The following is a 21,329-nucleotide window of genomic DNA, read 5'->3' on the forward strand; positions in this document are numbered from 1 at the left end:
TCATCATGAGTCGCGCCATGACCAGTACGGTACCGGCCGCCGCCGCGCCCGCCCCAAGCAAGAACACCAAGACCCGCAGCCGCTTCGACAGCGTGTGGGGCCGATCGCTGTTGCAGCTTCTCATCGCGGCCCTCGTGCTGCGCGCGTGGCAGTTCGGCGTCGATGCGGGATGGATCTCCGCCTTCATGGTCGGTTCCCCCGCGGAGATCTGGAAATCCCTCGTACGCGGCGCCGCCGACGGCCAGCTGTGGCAAGACAGCTATTACACGCTGTTCGAGGCCATTCTGGGCTTCGCCATCGGCACCATCGCGGGGTCGGCGCTGGGGCTCGCGCTCTGGTACTCGCCGTTCGTCGCGCGGCTGACCGAGCCGTTCATCATCGCCATCAACAGCATCCCCAAGATCGCCTTCGGCCCGATCGTGATTCTCTGGTTTGGCACCGGGCTCATCTCCAAGGTCGCGCTGGCTGTCTCGCTCACGTCCATCGTCGCGCTGATCGCGGCGTATCAGGCGGCGAAGAACGCCGATCTGGATTTCCAGACGCTGCTCGTCACGCTGGGCGCGGACAAGAGGGCGATCTTCTTCAAGGTCATCGTGCCTTCGTCGCTGCCCGCCATCATCTCGACCTTCCACATCAACATCGGCTTCGGCCTCGTCGGCGCGGTGGTGGGGGAGTTCATCTCCTCGGAACATGGCCTCGGACACATGATCTTCACGGCGTCCGGACTGTATGACCTCAATACCGTGTGGGCCGGCCTGTTCATGCTGATGGTGATCGGCTTCGGCCTCTACTTCGTCGTGGACTACGTCGAGCGAAAGCTGTTGCCGTGGAAGGAAGACACGCACCACGCCACGCTCAACGTCTGACATCAATCATCGGGATCTCATCGTGAAACTATCGTTCAAGCGATTCGCCATCGCCCTGGGTTGCGCGTCGGCACTCATCGCCAGCGTGCCCGCCACGGCACAGACGCAGAAGAAGGTCGTCGTCTCGCAGCTGTTCCAGTCGGTGATGTTCCTGCCGCTGTACGTCGCGCTCGATCAGGGCTTCTTCGACAAGCAAGGCCTCGCGGTGACCAAGCAGACCGCGGGCTCGCCTAATGCCGCGCTATCGGCGGTGATCTCGGGCAGCGCCGACTTTTCCCTGCATGGTCCGGAATGGACCGCGATCGCCGCGTCGAAGGGCGCGGATGTGCAGGTGGTCGCCGGCATCGTCAACCGCGCCGCGGTCTGGATCGCCGCGTCGCCAAAGCTGAGCTACAGCGGCCCGAAGGACTTCGCGGGGCAAACCGTGTCGACAGGGATGATGCCCATCGCCAGCACGTCGCTGTTCAACAAGCTGCTCAACGACAGCGAGGTCGATCCCGCCGCGGCAAAGATCACCATCAAGCAGGTGCAGGCCGGCGCCGAGCTGGGGCCTCTGCTGGCGGGCCAGGCGACCGTTGGCGTGTTCTATCAGCCCGCGCTGGAGCAGGCCGTCGCCAGGGGCTTCAAGGTCGTGCACAGTTTCCCGAAACAGTACGGACCTTATCTGCTCTCCGGCATTACGGCGCGCAAGTCGGTAGATCCGGATACCGCCGAGCGTTTCGTCGCCGCGCTGGAGCTGGCGATGCGCTTCATGGCCAGCCATCCGGCGGAAGCCGTCGCGATCGCGAAGAAGGAGTTTCCGTCAGTCGAACCTCAGGTCGTCGAAGCCGCGGTCAAGCGCATGCTCGACGAACAGGTTTATGCGACCACGGTCGCGATTTCGCCCGACGCGCTACGGGTGGCCATGGCCACGCAGATCGCGCTGGGCAACCTCAAGAGCCAGCCTGCCTACGACACGTTGATCGCGCGCTCGGTCATCGACCGCGCGCTCGTCCGCGCCGGCGCTCGCTGAAGCTCCCGCTCAACCTCCGCACCAGAAGACACAGCCAATTCTCATGAAGACCTATCCGAAATTCAAGGCCGCCGCCTGCCATATTTCCTCCGTATTCTTCGATCAGGACGCCTGCACCGACAAGGCGTGCGACTGGATCGCAGAGGCGGCGCGCAACGGCGCGGAGCTCGTGGTGTTCCCCGAGGCATTCATCTCCGCGTTCCCCGTCTGGGCCGGTGTGTGGGCACCGGTCGATACGCACGAGTTCTTCGCGAAGTTCGCGGCATCCGCCATCACGATCGACGGGCCCGAGATGGCTCGCATTCGCCGGACCGCGCGCGAGCACGGCGTATTCGTATCGATCGGCATCAATGAGGCCACCCCAAACAGCGTCGGCTGCGTCTGGGACACCAACGTGCTGATCGGGGACGACGGCAGCATCCTCAACCGTCACCGCAAGCTCATGCCCACGCATTTCGAGAAACTCGTGTGGACGATGGGCGACGGCAGCGGGTTGCGCGTCGTCGATACGCGCCTGGGCCGTCTCGGCGCGCTGATCTGCGGCGAGAACACCAACGCGCTCGCGCGCTTCGCGCTCATGTCCCAGGGCGAGAACGTGCACATCTCGAGCTTTTCGCCGCGCTTCCCGACCCATCCGGCGGGCCAGCCCGCGTACGACCTGGAAGCTTCGATCCGGCTGCGCGCCGGCGCGCACGCGTTCGAGGGCAAGCTGTTCAACATCGTTTCGTCGAGCTTCCTGCAGCCCGACGTCATCGACATGCTGTCCCGCGGGAATACGGCCGTGCATCGCAATATCGATGAGGCGTCGCGTAGCGTGTCGATGATCCTCGGACCGGATGGCGCGCCGATCAGCGAGGTGATTCGCGACGGGGAGGGCATCGCGTACGCCGAGATCGACGTGGCGAAGTGCGTCGTGCCCAAGCAGTTCCAGGATGTGGTGGGGTACTACAACCGGTTCGACGTCTTCTCTTTCGGCGTGAACCGCAACGCGCACAGCCCGGCCACGTTCAGCAACGGCCCGGCCGAGCCCGAGTACGGTGAGCCGCAGTGGAAGGGCGTCCCCGAGCTCGAGATCGCTGGCTGAGCGTAGCCAGCGCATCGCAATCCCGCTCCGCCCGCCATCGGGCGGGCGCTTCCGCCACGTCAACGCGTATCCCACCCATGCCGATCCAAACGATTCCCTTCCCGCGATCCCGCTCGCCGCGAATCTCCCGAATCTCCCTGCGCGCCCTGCTGCAATGCGCCGCCACCGCGCTGCTGATCCTGACGATGGCGCCCCCCGCCATGGCGGAAAGCAGGAAAGTGGTGCTCGCGCAGCTGTTCCAGTCGATCCAGCTGCTACCGGTCTACGTCGCCATCGACGGCGGCTTCTTCGACAAGGAAGGGCTCGCCGTGACCAAGCAGACCGCCGGATCGGCCAATGCGGCGCTGTCCGCGCTCCTGTCCGGGACTGCCGATTTCTCGCTGCACGGGCCCGAGTGGAGTGCGATCGCGGTGGAGAAGGGCGCATCGGTCCAGGTCATCGCGAGCGTGGTCAGCCGCCCATCGTTCTGGATCGCCGCCGCGCCCGATGCAAAGTTCGAGTCGGTCGGCGACCTCCGGGGCCAGACGGTGGCCACGGGGATGATGCCTACCACCAGCACCTCGATGTTCATGAAGCTGCTGAAGCAGAATGGGCTGAAGGCGGGTGGAGACGTCAAGGTGACGCAGGTGCAGATCGGCTCCGAGCCGGGGCCTTTGCTGGCGGGGCAGACCAAGTTCGCGGTGCTGTACCAGCCGGGGCTCGACCAGGCCGTCGCGCAGGGCATGAAGGTCGTCTACAGTTTCACGAGCATGGCCGATGCCTATACCGTCGCGGCGATCAGCGCGCGCCGCGACGTCGACCCCGATACCGCCGCACGCTTCGTCAAAGGCCTTCAGGCCGCGCTGGTCTATATGCAGCGGGATGTCGCCGGTACCGCGGCGATTGCGCGGCGCCAGTTCCCGACGCTGGATCCGGCCGTGGTCGACGCCGCCGTCAAGCGGATGATCGGCGAGCGCATCTATTCCACATCCGTCGATGTCTCGCCGGAGGCGTTCAGGAACTCGATGGCCACGCAGGTCGAGCTCGGCAATCTCAAGACCATGCCGGCGTACGACGCCATCGTATCGCGCCGCTACATCCGCGCGGCATTGGGAGACCAGCCATGACGGCCCATGCCAGCGTGCCGTCGATCGGCACCTCGCAGGTGCGCCGGGCCATCGTCCCGTTCGAGCAGCCGCTGCGCACGGCGAGCGGCATGATGCACGCCGCGCCGCTTGTGATTCTCGACATCCGCACCAGCGCCGGGATCACCGGGCATGCCTATCTGTTCTGCTACACGCCGACGGTGCTGGAGGCCGCCGCGCGCCTGACGCAAGATGTGGCCAGGGCGCTGGAGGGGCAACCGCTGGCACCGTATGGGGCCATGCAGCAGCTCCGCAGCCAGTTCAGGCTGCTGGGCACGGCGGGGCTGCTCGACATGGTGCTGTCGGCCATCGACATGGCCCTCTGGGATGCCTGGAGCCAGTTCCTCGGGCAGCCGCTCGCCGCATTGCTCGGTGCCGACCTGTCGCGGCCCCGGGACATCCCCGTGTACGCGAGCTTCGGCATGGAGGATGCTGACCAGACGCGCCGCAACGTCGAACAGGCGCTTGGCGAGGGACATCGGCACATCAAGATCAAGATCGGGCATCCGACGCTGGGCGCGGACCTCACGGTCGTCGAGGCGGCGCTCGCGGCGATGGAGGATCGGGCGTCGCTGCTGATCGATTACAACCAGAGTCTGACAGTGGCGGAGGCGCTGGTCCGCTGCAAGGCCCTCGATGCTTACGGGCTGACGTGGATCGAGGAACCGACGCGCTTCGACGACTTTGCGGGGCACGCGGAGATCGCGCGCCATGTCACCACGCCCATTCAGGCGGGCGAGAACCTGTGGGGACCCACACAGGTCGCCGCCAGTCTCGAGGCGGGCGCGTCCGACCTGATGATGCCCGACCTCGGGAAGGTCGGTGGCGTGACGGGCTGGCAGCAGGCCAGCGCCATCTGCGCCGCGCGGCATGTTGCGGTGTCGAATCACTTCTATCAGGAGACAAGCGCGCATCTGATGCTGGTGACACCGGGCGCCCATTTGCTCGAGGTCTTTCGCATGGCGGACCCGATTCTCGAGCATCCGTTGGAGGTGCGCGATGGTCGCGCCCGCGTCCGCGATCTGCCGGGCAGTGGCGTGGCGTGGCGGGAGGACCGGTTGCAACAGTACCTCCGCTGACCGCGTCTTTTTCCTGACTTCCCGCAATCTGTCTTCCATGTCCGCCAAGTCCACTCCTGGTTCGCTCTATCTCCCCGATCGCTTCACGCTCATGCTGGTCGGGGCGCTTGTCCTTGCCCGTCTGTTTCCCGCCACCGGCGCGGCGGAAACCGTCGTCCGGCAGCTCACCGCGGCTGGCGTGGCCGCGATGTTCTTCCTCCATGGCGCACGCCTCTCGCGTGAAGCCATTCTGGCCGGCATCGGTCACTGGCGTCTGCACGGCATGGTGCTGGGCAGCACGTTCCTGTTGTTCCCGTTACTGGGCGTCCTGTTCGAGCCCCTGCTCGCCAGATGGATCGGCCCCGCGCTCTATCTTGGCGTGCTCTACATGTGCATGCTGCCATCGACGGTACAGTCTTCCATCGCGATGGTGTCGATGGCGCGAGGCAACATTCCCGCCGCCGTGTGCAGCGCATCGGCGTCGACGCTGCTGGGCATCGTGGTCACGCCCCTGCTGGTCGGCCTGTTGATGGCGCGGCCGGACGCGACCACGGCCACCGGCAGCTTCGACGCAATCGGCCGCATCACGCTGCAGTTGTTCGTTCCCTTCGCCGCCGGACACTTGCTGCGCCCATGGATCGGGTCCTTCGTTACCGGCAACGCGCGCCTGCTCAAAGCCGTGGATCAGGGTTCCGTGTTGCTCGTCGTCTATGCCGCGTTCAGCGCCGCCGTTGCCGAAGGACTCTGGCGGCAGGTCAGCTGGAGCGAACTGGGCGGTTTGATGGCGATCGACGCCGGGTTGCTGGCCGTGGCGCTATCCCTCACCGTGTGGACCGCACGCCGTCTCGGCTTCAGCAAGGAGGACGAGATCACGATCATGTTCTGTGGGTCGAAGAAGAGCCTGGCCAGTGGCGCGCCGATGGCCAGCATTCTCTTCGCGGGCAGTACGGTGGGTGTGATCCTGCTTCCGGTAATGCTGTTCCATCAGATCCAGCTCATGGTCTGCGCCGTGCTCGCGCGGCGCTATGCGCGCCGCCTCCGCTGAGTTCCGGCGCGCATCATGCGACCGAGGCACGCCGGACCGGCTTCCGGGGCAGCTTGTAACGGCTGGCCGGATCGTACAGGTGGTCCTCGAGCCAGCGAATGAACGCTTCCACTTCAGGGCGCTGGTACGACTCCGGCGTGCACGTGGCGTAGTAGGCGTAGTAGGGCGCGGCCATGATGCTGGGAAACAGCACGGCCAGCCTTCCGCTTTCGATGTGCTCCTCCACCATGCTGGGCCGCACCAGCGCAATGCCAGCCTCATGCGCGGCGGCGTCCGCGAACAACCCCACGTCTGAAAACGAGAAATGGCTTTCGGGCTCGGACCAATCGAGGCCCGCTGCCTGAAACCATGGCCGCCAGGGGTCGATGGAGCAGCGGAGCAGATGGTCCGGACGCAGGTCGGCCACCTTCTTGAACGGGCCGTGCCGCCGCGTGAACTCGGGATGGCATACCGCGACGACTTTCTCGTCCAGCACCTTCACGACCGTGCGTCCTGGGTAGTTGCCATCCCCAAACCGGAAATCGATATCCGCGGGCTCGGCCTTCGCTCCGATCAGCGGCACAGACAGCTGTATATCCACCTCGATGGCGGGGAACTGCTCCCGGATATCCGCAAGTCTGGGAACCAGGATTCGGGCCGCGAACGTGGGCGGCGAGCTGAGGCGCAGCTTCTGCTTGGGCCGGGCGGCGCGGCCGCGCGAGGGAAAATAGCTGAGCGCGTAGAGGGCGCCGCGAACGGTTTCCAGATACGATTGCCCGTCGGGCGTCAGCACGATGTTCCCGTTGACCTTGGTGAACAGGGTCAGGTTCGTGAAGTCTTCCAGTTGCCGGATGCGATGGCTGACGGCGCTCGGCGTAATGTTGAGCTCCTTCGCGACGAGCACGCCGCTCTCGAGCCTTGCGCGGGCTTCGAACGCCAGAAGGCAGTGGATGGGAGGCAGGCGGGAGGAAATGGCGGACATAGGGGACAGATGACTGATCAGGGCTCCCTGCATGTAAGCAGGAGTCGGGCCAGTGGATGATGCCATCGCCAGCGGCATGCGCGCCGCATGGTGATGAGGGCGTTGGTGAATGTTGGAGGAGATATGGGGTTGCAGGTGTCGGGAGTCGTGGGCGTCGGGCGCGGTCCGTTTTCGCTCAGCGTGCCGCGCGGGCAGTGCGTGCTGCTCAGCGGGCCGTCCGGGTCGGGCAAGAGTCTGCTGCTGAGAATGATTGCCGATCTCGATCCCAATGAAGGCGATGTCTTGCTCGACGGTTTGTCTCGACAGGACGTCAGCGCCCCGGAATGGCGGCGGCGGGTCGTCTATGTCCCCGCCGAATCCGGCTGGTGGGAAGACGAAGTCGGGGCGCATATGGCGGACGTCGAGGCGGCGCGCGCCTTGCTCGGGCCGATGTGCCTGCCTCCAGCGATCTTGTCTTCTCCGGTGAGCCGCGTCTCGACCGGGGAGAAGCAGCGGCTCGCGCTGATCCGCGCCCTGGTCCGCAAGCCCGACATGCTGCTGCTCGATGAGCCGACCTCGGGGCTCGATCAGGCTTCCACGCGCGCGGTCGAGGCGGTATTGCGGCAGCGGCTGGAAGCCGGCGCCGGCGTCCTGATGGTGTCGCATCACGACGAGCAGGCGGCCCGGATGGGCAACGCGCACTATCGAATGAGCCCTCATGGACTGGAGACGGTTCGATGACCAGCACCATCGCGCCCGATCCGCTTTCCGTCACGGACCTGGTTCTCGCCAGCGGCTTCGTTGTGGCCAGCGCCGCGGCGTCGTTCATGCTGTCGCTTGGCGTGCATCGCGCCTTGTTATGGGCGGCGGTGCGCATGGTCGCGCAGCTGCTCGTCGTGGGCTTCCTGCTGAGAATCGTGTTTGGGCTGGCATCCCCATGGATCACCGCGCTCACGGTGGCCGTGATGATCGCGGCCGCCGCGCGCGAAGTCGGCGCCCGGCAGGAGCGACGGCTCGCCGGGCCTGTGCACGTGGCGATTGGCGCGGCGTCCGTCTTCATCCCCACGGTGCTCGTCACCGTTCTCGCGCTGACTACTGCCTTGCAGCCGACCCCCTGGTACGACCCGCGCCACGCGATACCGCTCGCGGGCATCGTGCTCGGCAACGTCATGAACGCCGCGAGCCTGACGCTCGGCGCCACCTTCAACGCGGTATGGCATCAGCGCGCGGCCATCGAAGCGCGACTGGCACTCGGCGACGATCGGTTCACGGCGCTGCGCGGTGTGGTGAAGCAGGGCGTCAGGACGGGATTGATGCCGACGCTCAACACGATGGCGGCGGCCGGCATCATCACGATGCCGGGCATCATGACAGGCCAGATCCTGGCGGGCATGGACCCCATCGCCGCGGCCCAGTATCAGATCCTGCTGATGTTCCTGCTGGCCGGCGGCAGCATGATCGGCGTCACGGTGGCGGCGCTGCTGGCGATGCGGCGGTTGACCGACGACCGGCATCGGCTGCGGCTGGACCGGCTGGTGCGTCGTTGAGCATTGCCGCTTTCATCGCTTTCCCTGAGGCTTCGGCACAGCATCGACCATTGCGCCGACATATGCCGCATCGGTCAACGTGCGCAGGAACGCCACGATGTCATCGATTTCATCTTCCGTGAGCGCGGCCGGCATACCGGGCTTGCGGTTCATCGGCGGAGAGTTGACGTTGATGTTGTCGCGATACGCGGCCGGGACGTCGTCGAAAACCTTTCCACCCGCGTACCACTTGCCGGGATCGATCGTCCGCGTGTTGTAGAACGCGACGGCGTCACGCAGCGTGGTGAACACGCCGTTATGCATGAATCGCTGGCGTACCGCGACATTGCGGAGACCGGGCGTGCGAAGGTACCCACACCATTGCTCGGGTTCCGGCCATCGCAACCGCCGCGCGGTATCGCACAGGCCGTTATCGAAGTGTTGGGGGTCGCGGTTCGCGGGCAGCGCACGGTTACGCGGCACGGCGATGGCATCGTAGCCGAAGTCGGTGAACAGGGAGCGCTCCGGTCGGCTCGCCGTATCGGACAACGTATGGCAACTCATGCAGTTGCCCTTGTCCGGGTTCTTGAACAGCGCAAGACCGCGGGTTTCCTGTGGCGTCAGCGGCGTGCGATGGCGGAGGTAGTCGTCGAACCGAGAGGTGAACGGCGCCATCTCGTCGCTCTGCATGTACGCCTGCAGGGCGGCACCCAGCGCGCGCAGCATCGCTTCGGGATCCTTGCGTACCGCGGGGCCGAACTGCGCGGCGAGGGCAGGGGCAAGCTCGGTGGCGTTGACATTGCGTAGCAGCCGGTCAGGCGAGCCGTTGTTCATCTCGTTCGGGTCGAGCAGCGGGCCGCGAACCTGCTCGGCCAGCGTGTCGGCACGGCCATCGGCGAAGAGCCCGCCGAAAGGCGAGGCAGCCGGGGCATCGTCGTCCTGATAGAAATGCCTGCGCGGGACATAGCGCACGTATAGCAGCGATGGAGGATTTCGCAGGCTGAAGTGCCCGGGGCGGCTGCCCTGCGTCACGCCCGGCGTATCGTGAGGCAGCGTGGCCGAGAACGCCCGGGCGGGATCGTGGCAGCTGGCGCACGATTGCCCGCGTGGCATCGACAGGCGGACATCGAAGAACGCGCGCCTGCCAAGGGCCACCAGCGTTGGGTCCGGGCGGAACACCGCGGCGGTGGCGTCCACCTTGGCGGTGACCTTCGGTGTGCCGTTGCCGATCGTCGCGATCACCGTAGCCGGCGGCGCGCCGGGGAGCAGCACCGCTTGCTTGGCCGTTGCAGCGACAGCGGGCAGGGCGGCCGCCCAGGAGAGCAGGGCGGCGCCGAAAGCAAGCCAGGGAGAAGCCAACCGCATCAAGGCGTCAGGAAACCGGTCTTGTCGCAGGTGAGCGTGCTGCCGGTCTGGTCGCAGGTGGCCAGCAGCTCGCCGGCCTTGGTGTAGGCCTTGAACTGCCAGCCGGTGGCCGGCGATGCATGACGGTCCATCACGAGGAAGCCGAAGCTCGCATGATGCGTGATGCGATCGATGGTCGTGCCGGTTGCCGGAACGCTGCCGGCGGGCAGCGGATCGGGCAGGGCGACATCGAGGTTGTCGCCACCGTTGCCGGAAACGATCGTGGCGGGATGCGCCGAGGCAAAGTTGATGGCCTGGAAGTCGTGCACGTGGCCATGCAGCGCGAGCTGGATGCCGGTCGGATAGTAGGCCTGCGCGTTGAGGCTGGACATCACCGATTGCAGCGCGAGGTTACCGGGCGCGGGGTTGGCGCCGGCGACCGGCGCGAAGCCGAGAATCGGATGGTGATTCGTGAAGATCGTCGTGGTCATGCCGGTCTTCGCCGCCAGCGTTGCAACGGTCTGGAACTGCTTCTGATAGGCGATAAACTGCGGATCGTTGGTGGCGAGGGCGGTCTTGCCGGCCTTGGCGGAGTCGAACACGATCACCTGCGAACCGCCGCCGAGCGACACCGCATAGGGATCCGCATAGTTGGCGACGGCATCGTTGGCGGGGTCGTCGCACGAACGCGTGGCGTCATACGGACGCGTATCGAGGAACCGCGCCCAACCCTGACCGGCACGCGCGCACTCCTCGTGATTGCCCCGCACGACGATCCACGGCGCCTTGGCGAGCAGCGGTGCGGCCGGCTTGAACAGATCGGCCTGCCAGGTATCCCAGCCATAGCCCCACGGGCTGCCCTGGCAACCGGCGATATCGGGAGGACAGGCGTTCTCGCGATAGTGGTAGTCACCGATATGGAGCACGAGATCGGGATTGAAGCCGGCTGCCGTCGTAGCCAGCGCAGCCAGCGGCCAGGCCTCGGTATCGGAGCAGGCCTGCCATGCATTGTCAGCCTTCTTCAGCCGGCAACCGGTATCGGCGAGCACGACGATGCGCTGCGGCGTGGCTTTGGGCAGCGGCAAAGGCTGCGCGCCGACCGCGGCGCTGGAGGCAGTGGCCGGCAGCGTGGCTTCGCAAACCGAAACCGGAAACTCCGAAGCCTTCGAATCGGCCGCCGCGCTGGCGGTGGTACGCAGCGGCACCGTCGCGGGCCCCACGCGCAACGTCATACGCGCCGCGGCGCCATCGACCGTCAACAACGGACACGCCGCATTGGCCCCCGCGCCAGCCTCGGCCACATAACGCGTCACCACCCGCGCGATCGCCCGGTTCCCATCCCCAATCTCCACCCACGCGGCCTGAATATTCGCACTGGCTGTAGCCGCATCCGGCGCGGGAGCCGCCGGCGCCGAAGCAGGCGGCACATTGCCGCCGCCACTGTTATTGTCATCACTCCCACAGCCATGCAGCGCAACCATTGCGGCGATGGCCGCTGTACCTGCAAGCCAGATGAAAGCGTTCTTCTTTTGTAGGCTCATATCGTTCTCGTTCTTCCCGGTGTCGGGTGGGGACGTTATATGAGCGATGTGAAACGGGCGTGACGGGCGGAAGGATGGGGCCTTACGTGGTGCTTCACGTATTTAACATAAGATGGATTATACGAGTGGTGGGTGTTGGCGTTAAGTTGTCCACCCACGGTCCGTTAGCCGCGCAACCGCGCGCCTGCCTCGGCGAGCTCGTTCAGATCGACGGCAGCGACCATGCATGGTTCGAGGACCGTTCGCCGGCGTGCACGCTGCTGGTTTTCGTCGATGATGCGACTGGCCAGCTGATGCAGCTGCTGTTCGCGCCGACCGAATCGACGCTCGCGTATTTCACCGCCACGCGTGCCTATATCGAGCGACACGGCAAGCCGCTGGCGTTCTACAGCGACAAAGCTGGCATCTTCCGCGCAAACCGCCAGCAAACGCCCGAGGGCCGCGGCTATACGCAGCTCGGCCGAGCGCTGTTCGAACTCGATATCGACATCCTGTGCGCCAATACGAGCCAGGCCAAGGGCCGAGTCGAACGGATGAATGGCACGCTGGACAACCGGTTGGTGAAGGAGCTGCGCCTGCGCGGCATCAGCTCGATGGCCAACGCCAACGCGTATGCGCCCGCCTTCATCGCCGACTTCAACGCCCGGTTCGCTAAGGTGCCACGCAGCGATTTCAACGCCCATCGGCCGCTACACAACCATGAGGACTTACGGCGCATCTGTTGGCGCGAATGGCGCAAGGTCACCCATAGCCTGAGCCTCCAGTACGACAAGACGTTGTACCTGCTCGAGGACCTTTCGGGGCACCGGCAGCTGATCCATCGCTACATCGAGGTGGCCGAATATCCCTACGGCGCAATCGAGCTATGGGCCGACGACACCTCCCTGCCCTACACCACCCACTATCGCTATCCAGAGGTCGACCAGGCCGCGATCGTCGAGAACAAGCGGCTGGGCCATGTACTGGGGATTGCGCAGAAGGTGCAGGCGCTACGCGACAATCGGCACTACGAGGGGCCGTCGCGCACCATGTCAGGCGTGCCGCCAGGCCCTCAGCCTGTCACACCGGGCGCGCGACGCCAGCGACAAATCAACCGCCTCGATCTGGAGCGCGCGATGCGGCAAAGTCCGCTGGCCGCAGTGTCGGACGATGACCCGACTCAGGGCGTACCGCATGTCGAATGACCGGCGGCTTCCGACCCCTCTGAGACATCCAACTGTTGCGAGGTGGACGGCCCTATTACACCGATGAGCCGTCATTCCCCTCGAAATGCGACGTATGCAACGTGTAAGATAGAGCGTCGCGCCGCAAGCTTAAAATCAGAGGCTTGTAAGGTACGACTTCAAAATGATCATATCGGTCGAAGTCGCCTAGCTAAGCAAGCCCTCGCACGATGCCGGATCGCTAAGTCCGAACATCTGCGCCTTGAGACAATAAGACTGGCAACAGGACCGCCCGGTGCGAATTGAGCTCGCAACTGCTGATTTTTGCTGTGAGCAAACAACAATTCAATAAGAGCACAGATGGATAACAGTAACAAGCACCTTCGGTGGCTACATATTAGCGATTTGCATGCGGGTCAGGATACGCAGGACTGGCTGTGGCCGACGTTGCAGACCAATTTTTTCGATGATCTGGATCGTATCATTCCGTCGATGGGCGGCGTGGATCTAGTCATTTTCTCGGGTGATCTTACTCAGCGTGGGACATCCGTCAACTTTGACACGTTAGAGCGATTGCTTGGTCGCCTGTGGGAGCAGTTCGACAAATATGGCTGCAAACCTTCGCTGTTCATGGTCCCCGGAAACCATGACCTAGTCCGGCCCGATCCATACGATCCAATTACGGCTGCGCTGCGCTCATGGTGGGAGAACGGGAACGTCAAGGAGGCCTTCTGGAAGTCGCAGGAAAATTCCTATCGCACCTTCATCAATAACGCCTTTTCGAACTACACGTGTTTTCGCCGCCGTCTCATCGACAGCGGATTTCCGCTATGCACTGGGACCGAAGGTGCCCTTCCCGGGGACACTTCGTGTGTCCTCGTTAAGGACGAGTTGCGCCTTGGGCTGGTCGGACTGAATTCCACGTATTTGCAACTGTTCGATGCTGACGGGCCCAAGCTGGATCTTGACGTTCGGCAGCTCCTTGCGGTAACGGGAGGGGATCCAGACGCTTGGTGTCGTGCAAACCATATCAATCTCTTGATCACGCATCACCCGGAGAGCTGGCTTGCGGAGCCTGCCTTGCGACACCTTCATGGTGAGATTTATCCGCCCGGTCGATTCACCGCCCATCTCTACGGGCACATGCATGAGCCGTCAATTCAAAGTAGAAGAGACGGGGGGAGTGCGGAACGAAATTCATTCCAGGCTGCTTCGTTGTACGGCCTGCGCAAGTACGGCGCCGGGAAAATCGATAGAGTTCATGGCTACACTGGCGCAAGGCTAGAACTCGATGCGGGGCGGATCCGGGTCTGGCCGCGCATCGATACCGTGGTCGGTTCCGGAGCCCGTCGCTTCGCGCCCGACATCAGTTTTGACCTCAGCGAACAGAACAACTTCGAACTGGGCCTTGGCAACCTTGCCGGTCTGCAGGGGAGTGCAGGGCTGGGGGTCGTACCGCCGACAAGGAGCTTTGGCAATCCACAGCAGGAAGCCGCGATGGCAGCCCAAGGAGCGGCGCCGGAAATGAGGAGCCATCCGCTTAGATCCGCCATCCAGCATGCGGCCGTTCGCAGAATCGAACAACGCAAGCTCAAAGCCGCCATTGAGGCGCGTCGCGTGGCTTGGCTCTCGGCAGACTGGGGGTATGCTGCCGATGATTTCATCTCGTCGGTCCTTGCGACGCTGCCCTCGCCGATGACCGCGACCTACCGTCTCGACCTGCAGGACTACACGGATCGGGAATCGTTCTTTGCCAAGTTCGCACTGCAAACAGGGTACAGTTTCCAAGAGTTCTGCAAGTCTATCTCTGGCGTCGATCGAGTCTTGCTGCTGTTGGAGGACGTCCCTGTTTCACGTTCGACGGCGCCCGAAAGCGCCGCTTGGGAAGAAGAAATCAGCGGCATTGTAAATGCGACGCTGGAGTACTGTACCAACAGCGTGGTCATCCTTGTCTCGCGACAACTTCCGAATTCTGTAGGCTTCGCTACCGTTGAGATAAAGCCGTTGGACGAGGCCGATGTCCAGGCCTATCTGCTCAATCACCCACAGGGCGGAGCCAGTTTAGCTGGCCCGAACGAAGTCAGCGAAATTCTGCGCTTGACGGGCGGTCTGCCGGTCGAGATTGATTCGATCCTTCGGGAGTTGGAGTTTATTTCGTTACCTGAACTAGTGGAGCTGAGGCTGACCAGCCCTCGGCCCGCTGCAGGTGCAATCGTCGGCCATGACGGGCTGTTACCTGTCATTGAGAGCCTGAGAAATTCGCCGAACCCCGACGTCGCGCGAGCATTCGGCCTACTGGTGGCCCTCTCCGCTTTTCCATACGGAGAGACGCTTGCCAGAGTCAAACGCTTTGATCCGCAGTTCCCGTTCTATCCATTGCAGGCCGCCATATTGGCGGATCGGGGCTTGATAGAACCCGTTGTCAGCGCGCTGGCGCTGGAGGGTAAGTATCCTGGCGCGAACGTCGGTCGGAAGCTGGTGGCGAAGCAGGTCGTCAGACAGACGGTCGAGTCTATCCTGTCGCCGGTGGAAATTGATCTGCGCAATGGCCGCGCTGCTGCCATTTATTTTGGCGACAAATGGAATGTGGGCGAACCGCGGAGCATCCGATCGGAAGATCTAAAGAAGGCGTTAGGCGGCGATGGCGGACTCGGCAATCCGCACGCGGTCATCAACGCCCTTCTGCAGCGGGCGGTGGAAGTGGATGATTCGACGCGCTTGAGCCGCGCGGTCCTACTTGCTAGATTGTTCATTGCCAATCTTAGCAGCGGCGACAACTATCGGAGTAGCGTGACCGCTTGCCTGGATTTCCTGAAGCTCATTCCCGATACGGGCACTTATGCGGACGATCGCAATTGGCTTAAATACAATCTCTCGCGTTGTCAGCGCATGCTTGGCCAGAGGGACTTGGCCATCAATCTGTATGAAGAACTTGAAAATGTCAAACTCGAGCGACGAACCAAGCAACGGCTGCTCCTGAACTGGGCCTTGGCATTGCAGCATACCAACCAAGCCAAGGCGAAGGAGATTGCGGGGAAAGTCGTCTCTCTGGGCAAAGCAACGTTTTCGGCCATGCAGGCCGAATCTCTGATACTTCAATTGAGTTCGGAGGACCCAAACCGTTTCCAGAAGCTCAGAGATCTTGAAGCGCGTGCTCGAGGCAAAAAGGCTGTTACAACAGCGAACACGATCGCTTTCTTTCTCGCGAACAACAGCAACGGCCCCGTCGGCGAACGACGCGCCAAGTTACTTACCATTGCCGCAAGCGCTAAGCGGAATAACGATCCATATAGTGCAGCACAAGCCATTGTGGAGATCGCTGGGCTGGTCAAGAACGGCGCTGAAGGCCTGACTCCGGACGAGCTTTCTGGCCTTATCGAAGCGTATCACTATCTTTACAACGAGCGCATTGGCACACTGTTTCACCGATGCCATGACGGACTTTGGCGGCACTTCTACGAAAGGTCCGACGTGGAGAACTTGCTCAGACTGTTCCGTCATAGTTCCTTTATCTGGCGGATCTACGGCGAAGATTCGCGTGAGCAGTCGTATATCGAACAGTTGGCGAGTTTGTTGTCCCGCGGAATGCCAACGGAGAGCGCCGAAGGGACCTACCTTATGGTGCGGGCGGAGCGGTTGCAAATCACCTTGGAGGCCTAGTCCGTGCTTCACTTTGCCGTGCCGGTTAGCGGCGTGTTGTGAACCACTCTGTGCCGCAACGTATAGGATACAGTTCCCACCTCGGTGGGGATTCGGGGTGCCAACATTCTGCGAATTAGGTTTTGCGGACCCCCGTCAGCGGGTGTTGGGGACTGCGGCTATCCCGGCTCCCAATGGGGCGGACGATTTGCATGCGACCCGATGCCATGGCCAATGAATCGCTTCGCCCAGGACGGGATCCGTGTAGGGCAGAAGGCAACTCGAAAGGCGACATAGCCGCAACGGATGCCTAATGTCAGCAAATGGCCGGTCTCTGACGTCCGCCAATTCCCGTATGAGGCCCCTCGAGCTGGAATTTTGCGGGACACCTGCCCGGGGACATGGCGATCGAGATCCGCTCGCGCGACGAGACAGTGCTGTTCGTTGGTGACGTCATAACACAGCAGGTGCAGGTACACCCCATCCTCACGTGGGGCGTCAACGTTACCGATGCTACCGTTGCCCCGCTACAAGGTCTCTATTCTTGCGACCGGACTCCCTTACCGCTAACATCCCGCGGTTCATGGCCGAACGACTTGCGTTCTTGAACCTGACCGTCAGGGCCATGAATCCACAGTGGGACACCTTCGTTCTTGGCGCGATCGGTACCGGCGGCGACCGCCTGTTCCTCCGTCCGGAAATACGTGCGGTTGCCTGTTCCCGTTGCAACGACAGCCCAGCCGTCGCCATGCGCTATTACATGGATGTTGAAAGTCATACGTGGTCTCCGGCGAAGGAAGTTGATCTTGTTACAAACGCTACCGGGCTTTGTCTGCCGGCCAGTCATACAGTCTTGCTATATTCCGAGACGAAGATGGGAAAGCGGAACTGTCATATTCGCATCGCCCACGGGATCGGAGCGAAAACTATGGCGTCGCGGAACTGTGGTGAGGACCTTGCTGCTCTTGAAATGGCTATCCTAAGACAGGAGGCCGTTTTGCATGCAATTGAGTCGCGGATACAGGCAGAGGAGGAGGCGGCTTTGCCCCATGATGCCGCTGCAATGGCGGAAGCAATCCGACTGCGTCAAGCTGTCTACGTGCTTAAGTCCCGGAGGGCCGCGCTCGCTGCTGAGGCATTGAAAGCGCTTCGTCGCGGCTGAGGTCTGTCTTGCGCCTTGCGACTGCGGGGCGTGCATCGAAACCCTGGTTCCGGTCTGCCGAGCGCACTGGAGCCCTACAGACCGACGTTCATCTCCATGAGCTTGGATTCGAAGGCTGGGAATCGCCCCGACTTCTAGCGACAAAAGGCGACCGCGGCCGCGAGATCGCCGCGAGTACATCAGCTCTGTAGTGGCTTGCGATTCGCGCAGCCGTTGAGCGCTTGGCCGGCGCCCCACCCTGCTCGTGGACTCAGCCACTGCCGGCCAGCGACACCGCCCGATCAAAGGCCCAACGAAGCATCCAACCGCGCACAAACCGCACGCCCGTGCCGACATTTGAATCTAGCGGGCACCGCGACATCTGAGATCGCCCTAGACAGTGGGTATTGGCGTTAAGTTGTCCACCCACGGTCCATCAGCCCGCGCAACCGCCGCGCCTGCCTCGGCGAGCTCGTGCAGATCGACGGCAGCGACCATGCCTGGTTCGAGGAGCGTGCGCCGGCGTGCACGCTGCTGGTCTATGTCGATGACGCAACTGGCCAGCTGATGCAGCTGCTATTTGCGCCAACCGAATCGACGCTCGCATATTTCACCGCCACGCGTGCCCATATCGAGCGACACGGCAAGCCGCTGGCGTTCTACAGCGACAAGGCTGGCATCTTCCGCGCAAACCGCCAGCAGACGCCCGAGGGCCGCGGCTATACGCAGTTCGGCCGTGCTCTCTTCGAGCTCAACATCGACATCCTGTGCGCCAATTCAAGCCAGGCCAAGGGCCGTGTCGAACGGATGAATGGCACGCTGCAGGATCGGCTGGTGAAGGAGCTGCGCCTGCGCGGCATCAGCTTCGATGGCCGACGCCAACGCGTATGCGCCCGCCTTCATCGCCGACTTCAACGCCCGGTTCGCTAAGGTTCCACGCAGCGATTTCAACGCTCATCTGCCGATACACGACCATGAGGACTTACGGCGCATCTTTTGCTGGCGCGAATGGCGCAAGGTCACCCACAGTCTGAGCCTCCAGTACGACAAGACGTTGTATCTGCTCGAGGACCTTCCGGAGCACCGGCAACTGATCCATCGCTACATCGAGGTGGCCGAATATCCCGACGGCGCAATCGAGCTATGGGCCGACGACACCTCCCTGCCCTACACCACTCACTATCGCTATCCAGACGTCGACCAGGCCGCGATCGTCGAGAACAAGCGGCTGGGCCATGTACTGGGAATTGCGCAGAAGGTGCAGGTGCTACGCGACAATCGGCACTACGCGGGGCCGTCGCGCACCATGTCAGGCGTGCCGCCAGGCCCTCAGCCTGTCACACCGGGCGCGCGACGCCAGCGACAAATCAACCGCCTCGATCTGGAGCGCGCGATCCGGCAAAGTCCTTTGGCCACGGTGTCGGACGATGACCCGAATCAGGTCGTACCGCATGTCGAATGACCGGCGGCTTCCGACCCTTTCCGGCCTGTCAGCGTTCCCCTTATTCTGTCCGTTCTTGGGGGCAGATCGGCCATAGCGCAACGCGCGGCGCCAGTGTCGATCCGGTGATGTCAATTGGGGTCCGCTGGCATCGCTTCGAGAGTCCAAGAAGGACGAGAGTATCGAAAGTCTTCTTGATTCGGACAGTCAGGGCCGCTTCCGGGACCACGTTCCGAGGCCGCGTTCGTGATCGTTGGACTAATGTGTGCCAGAACTCGATGAAGCAACGATACTCGCAAGCTTCGCGCAAACGGCACCGATGTTGTCGGGGTGCACGTTCGTCGCGCTGAGTATCAAGCCACCTTGCGCGTGACTGCGGCGAAGGTACCAGGCAGAGAGGGCCGAAGGCGCGAGGCCGTGTGCGCGGGCGATGCCGACGATGACGCGGTCGTCGGCGGATTGTGGGAGCGGTGCGATTACTCCAAGGCCCGCCATCAGCGTGCCTGGCAAAAATTCCCTTACATGCGTTAATGTGAGGCGGCGGCGCTCGGCGTAGAGAGCCTTCATCTGGCGCAGGTGCCGCAGGTAGTGCCCATCCCGCAGAAACTCTGTCACCGCCAATTGGGTTGTCCGGTTCGGAGCTGGGGCCAGCACGGCGGAGACCTCCACCAGGCGCTCCGTCGCTGAACGTGGGGCGACGACGAACCCGAGGCCCAGCGCCGGGCTGATCGTCTTGCTGAACGCTCCGATGTGAACTACGTGTTCGGCACCTTCGCCAGCCGCAAGGGCCGGTGCGGCTCGTCCGTCGAGCTGTATTTCTCCGAGATAGTCGTCCTCGATGATCCAGGCACCCCGTGCCGCCGCCCAGTCAAGCAGCGCGCGCCTTCGTTCAGGCGACATGGTCACGCCCAGCGGTGCATGCTGGCCCGGCGTGACCAGCGCCAGCAAGGCGTCTGGCGCGCTGGCGACGCCAGCTTCCACGCGCAAGCCCTCGGCATCAACGGGTACGGGTACGACCTCGGCTCCAATCACCTCCAGCGCGCGTCTTCCCAGCGGATACCCTGGCTCCTCGAGCCACGCCTTGCGTCCATGCGCGCGCAGTGCGGTGAGTGCAAGCATCAGGCCCTGCCGGTATCCGCTGGTGACGAGGATCTGGTCGGGATGACACTGCATCTGTCGGCTTACGGCTAGGTGGCTCGCTATCTGAGCCCGCAGGGCAGGTTCGCCGCGTGGATCGCCATAGGCCGTGTAAGCGATAGCATCGGCACGTACGGCGCGCGTCCGCATGCGAGCCCAGAGCTTGGCGGGAAACGCGTCCTGGGCAGGTACGCCCATTTGAAACGGAAGCGGCGCGCTCGAAAATGGGCGGTTGAAATCCGCCAGAGGCCCGTCGAGCGAAGCTTCGCGGCCTGCTCTCCCGACGTCCAGCCGCGAGCATACGTGTGTGCCCGAAGAGCCTGCGCCGAACACCAGATTCTCGGCGACCAGACGGTCGTAGACCACGCGAATGGTGCCGCGGGCGACACCAAGCTGCGCAGCGAGGTCTCGACCGGAAGGAAGACGCTGTCCAGGTGCAAGCCGACCCTCGACGATTGCCTGTCGCAAGCTCGCATGGATCTGATCGCCGATCGGCATGGCAGTGGCACGGTCCACCAGGATGGACAGCGCAGCGGGCGAGTTCGGGTGAGTCATTTTGGGCCAGTCGTTTCTCCACTTTTTGGGCCTGTATCTTCAATGCCTGGCGGAGTAACTTTGCGTTATGACACGAATCGCGGCCCAAGTCGATAGGCGGCTCGGGCGCGCTGACCGCGACGCTGGACCGAATCACCAACAGGAAAGGACCGAGATGACCCGCTTGAACTGGCAAGAGATAGCGCCTGACGGCGCGAAGGCGCTTTTTGGTATCCACCACTACGTCACGAAGAAGACGGATCTCCCCGAGGAGCTTGTCCACCTCGTGTTCCTCCGCGTCTCCCAGATCAACGGATGCGCGCATTGCATTGACATGCATAGTCGCGATCTCAGAAAGACCATGTCGGTCGACAAGATCACGCTGGTTCCGGTGTGGGATGAAGTTCCGCACCTATTCGCCGAGCAAGAGCGGGCCGCATTGGCCTGGGCGGAGGAAGTGACGCGCGTCAGTGAGACGCATGCCTCAGACGAAGCCTATGCGGCCGCATCGGCAGCATTTTCGCCCAAGGACCTCGTTGATCTCACGATAACGATTGCCGCCATGAACGCATTCAATCGTCTCGGCGCCCCGTTTCGGCTTCCAGTTGCGGCAAAGGCGTAATCCAGGCACGCAATCCACCCGCATGCATTCAGCCGGTTAGCCCAGACAATTGAACACTGATCCTTCAACACTCCTTTGTCGACCGAGGAGTGCTCGAAGAGCAGGCCGCCAT

At 63.2% G+C, this 21,329-nt stretch carries 18 protein-coding genes; 13 read left to right on the forward strand and 5 right to left on the reverse strand.

From position 1 onward, the window contains the following. The first annotated feature begins 5 nt into the window (after positions 1-5). The 6 genes from KHP16_RS13925 (at position 6) to KHP16_RS13950 (ending at position 6,189) form a co-directional block, all read left to right on the forward strand. A complete protein-coding gene (locus KHP16_RS13925; protein WP_211960435.1) occupies positions 6-866 on the forward strand; it encodes an ABC transporter permease in 861 nt (286 codons plus the stop codon). A 22-nt stretch (positions 867-888) separates the two neighbouring features. Further along, positions 889-1,878: an ABC transporter substrate-binding protein gene (locus KHP16_RS13930; protein WP_109584308.1), complete on the forward strand. Its 990-nt coding sequence runs from the start codon at positions 889-891 to the stop codon at positions 1,876-1,878. A gap of 43 nt (positions 1,879-1,921) precedes the next feature. Continuing rightward, the gene (locus KHP16_RS13935) at positions 1,922-2,962 is read left to right on the forward strand and encodes a carbon-nitrogen hydrolase family protein (protein ID WP_211960436.1); all 1,041 of its coding nucleotides are present in this window, start codon (positions 1,922-1,924) and stop codon (positions 2,960-2,962) included. 77 nt (positions 2,963-3,039) lie between these two features. Next, positions 3,040-4,068 (forward strand): ABC transporter substrate-binding protein, encoded by a 1,029-nt coding sequence (locus tag KHP16_RS13940; RefSeq protein ID WP_211960437.1) that lies wholly within the window; start codon positions 3,040-3,042, stop codon positions 4,066-4,068. Continuing rightward, positions 4,065-5,165 (forward strand): enolase C-terminal domain-like protein, encoded by a 1,101-nt coding sequence (locus KHP16_RS13945; protein ID WP_211960439.1) that lies wholly within the window; start codon positions 4,065-4,067, stop codon positions 5,163-5,165. The genes KHP16_RS13940 and KHP16_RS13945 overlap by 4 nt, the downstream gene beginning before the upstream one ends. Positions 5,166-5,202: 37 nt before the next feature. Further along, complete coding sequence (locus tag KHP16_RS13950) at positions 5,203-6,189, forward strand: bile acid:sodium symporter family protein (protein WP_109584305.1); 987 nt, start codon at positions 5,203-5,205, stop codon at positions 6,187-6,189. Positions 6,190-6,202: 13 nt separating this feature from the next. On the opposite strand, the gene KHP16_RS13955 is transcribed toward KHP16_RS13950, so the two are convergent. Next, entirely contained in the window at positions 6,203-7,150 is a 948-nt protein-coding gene (locus KHP16_RS13955; protein WP_121492630.1) for a LysR substrate-binding domain-containing protein, read from the reverse strand. Between the two features lie 123 nt (positions 7,151-7,273). Here KHP16_RS13955 and KHP16_RS13960 point away from each other — a divergent pair, with 123 nt between their 5' ends. Continuing rightward, complete coding sequence (locus tag KHP16_RS13960; RefSeq protein ID WP_179593615.1) at positions 7,274-7,870, forward strand: ABC transporter ATP-binding protein; 597 nt, start codon at positions 7,274-7,276, stop codon at positions 7,868-7,870. Next, positions 7,867-8,676, forward strand: a complete 810-nt coding sequence (locus tag KHP16_RS13965) for an ABC transporter permease (protein ID WP_244835795.1) — start codon at positions 7,867-7,869, stop codon at positions 8,674-8,676. The genes KHP16_RS13960 and KHP16_RS13965 overlap by 4 nt, the downstream gene beginning before the upstream one ends. A gap of 12 nt (positions 8,677-8,688) precedes the next feature. Here the strand turns inward: KHP16_RS13965 and KHP16_RS13970 are convergent, their stop codons facing one another. Both KHP16_RS13970 and KHP16_RS13975 read right to left on the reverse strand, forming a co-directional pair. After that, on the reverse strand, positions 8,689-10,020 hold the full coding sequence (locus KHP16_RS13970; RefSeq protein WP_211960442.1) for a cytochrome-c peroxidase: 1,332 nt from the start codon (positions 10,018-10,020) through the stop codon (positions 8,689-8,691). Further along, a complete protein-coding gene (locus KHP16_RS13975) occupies positions 10,020-11,540 on the reverse strand; it encodes a metallophosphoesterase family protein (protein ID WP_244835796.1) in 1,521 nt (506 codons plus the stop codon). The genes KHP16_RS13970 and KHP16_RS13975 overlap by 1 nt, the downstream gene beginning before the upstream one ends. A gap of 125 nt (positions 11,541-11,665) precedes the next feature. On the opposite strand from KHP16_RS13975, the gene KHP16_RS13980 reads away from it, so the two are divergent. Together KHP16_RS13980 and KHP16_RS13985 are read left to right on the forward strand one after the other, a co-directional pair. Beyond that, positions 11,666-12,724, forward strand: coding sequence for an ISNCY family transposase (locus tag KHP16_RS13980; RefSeq protein WP_415831078.1), 1,059 nt, complete (start codon positions 11,666-11,668; stop codon positions 12,722-12,724). A gap of 339 nt (positions 12,725-13,063) precedes the next feature. Continuing rightward, positions 13,064-16,363 carry a metallophosphoesterase family protein gene (locus KHP16_RS13985; RefSeq protein WP_211960443.1) on the forward strand — a complete coding sequence of 1,100 codons (3,300 nt, stop codon included), beginning with the start codon at positions 13,064-13,066 and terminating at the stop codon, positions 16,361-16,363. Between the two features lie 517 nt (positions 16,364-16,880). On the opposite strand, the gene KHP16_RS13990 is transcribed toward KHP16_RS13985, so the two are convergent. Continuing rightward, entirely contained in the window at positions 16,881-17,189 is a 309-nt protein-coding gene (locus tag KHP16_RS13990) for a DUF2188 domain-containing protein (RefSeq protein ID WP_342344359.1), read from the reverse strand. 768 nt (positions 17,190-17,957) lie between these two features. Between KHP16_RS13990 and KHP16_RS28730 the strand changes: the two genes are divergently transcribed. Both KHP16_RS28730 and KHP16_RS28735 read left to right on the forward strand, forming a co-directional pair. Further along, on the forward strand, positions 17,958-18,413 hold the full coding sequence (locus tag KHP16_RS28730; protein WP_415831077.1) for a hypothetical protein: 456 nt from the start codon (positions 17,958-17,960) through the stop codon (positions 18,411-18,413). Next, positions 18,352-18,945, forward strand: a complete 594-nt coding sequence (locus KHP16_RS28735) for a hypothetical protein (RefSeq protein WP_415831076.1) — start codon at positions 18,352-18,354, stop codon at positions 18,943-18,945. The genes KHP16_RS28730 and KHP16_RS28735 overlap by 62 nt, the downstream gene beginning before the upstream one ends. Before the next feature lie 237 nt (positions 18,946-19,182). Here KHP16_RS28735 and pdxR read toward each other — a convergent pair whose 3' ends face one another. Continuing rightward, positions 19,183-20,616: a MocR-like pyridoxine biosynthesis transcription factor PdxR gene (gene pdxR, locus KHP16_RS14000; RefSeq protein WP_109584288.1), complete on the reverse strand. Its 1,434-nt coding sequence runs from the start codon at positions 20,614-20,616 to the stop codon at positions 19,183-19,185. A 154-nt stretch (positions 20,617-20,770) separates the two neighbouring features. On the opposite strand from pdxR, the gene KHP16_RS14005 reads away from it, so the two are divergent. After that, positions 20,771-21,217, forward strand: a complete 447-nt coding sequence (locus KHP16_RS14005) for a carboxymuconolactone decarboxylase family protein (RefSeq protein ID WP_109584440.1) — start codon at positions 20,771-20,773, stop codon at positions 21,215-21,217. The last annotated feature ends 112 nt before the right edge of the window (positions 21,218-21,329 follow it).

It is taken from the genome of Cupriavidus plantarum, from assembly GCF_905397285.1.
GTDB lineage: Bacteria > Pseudomonadota > Gammaproteobacteria > Burkholderiales > Burkholderiaceae > Cupriavidus > Cupriavidus plantarum.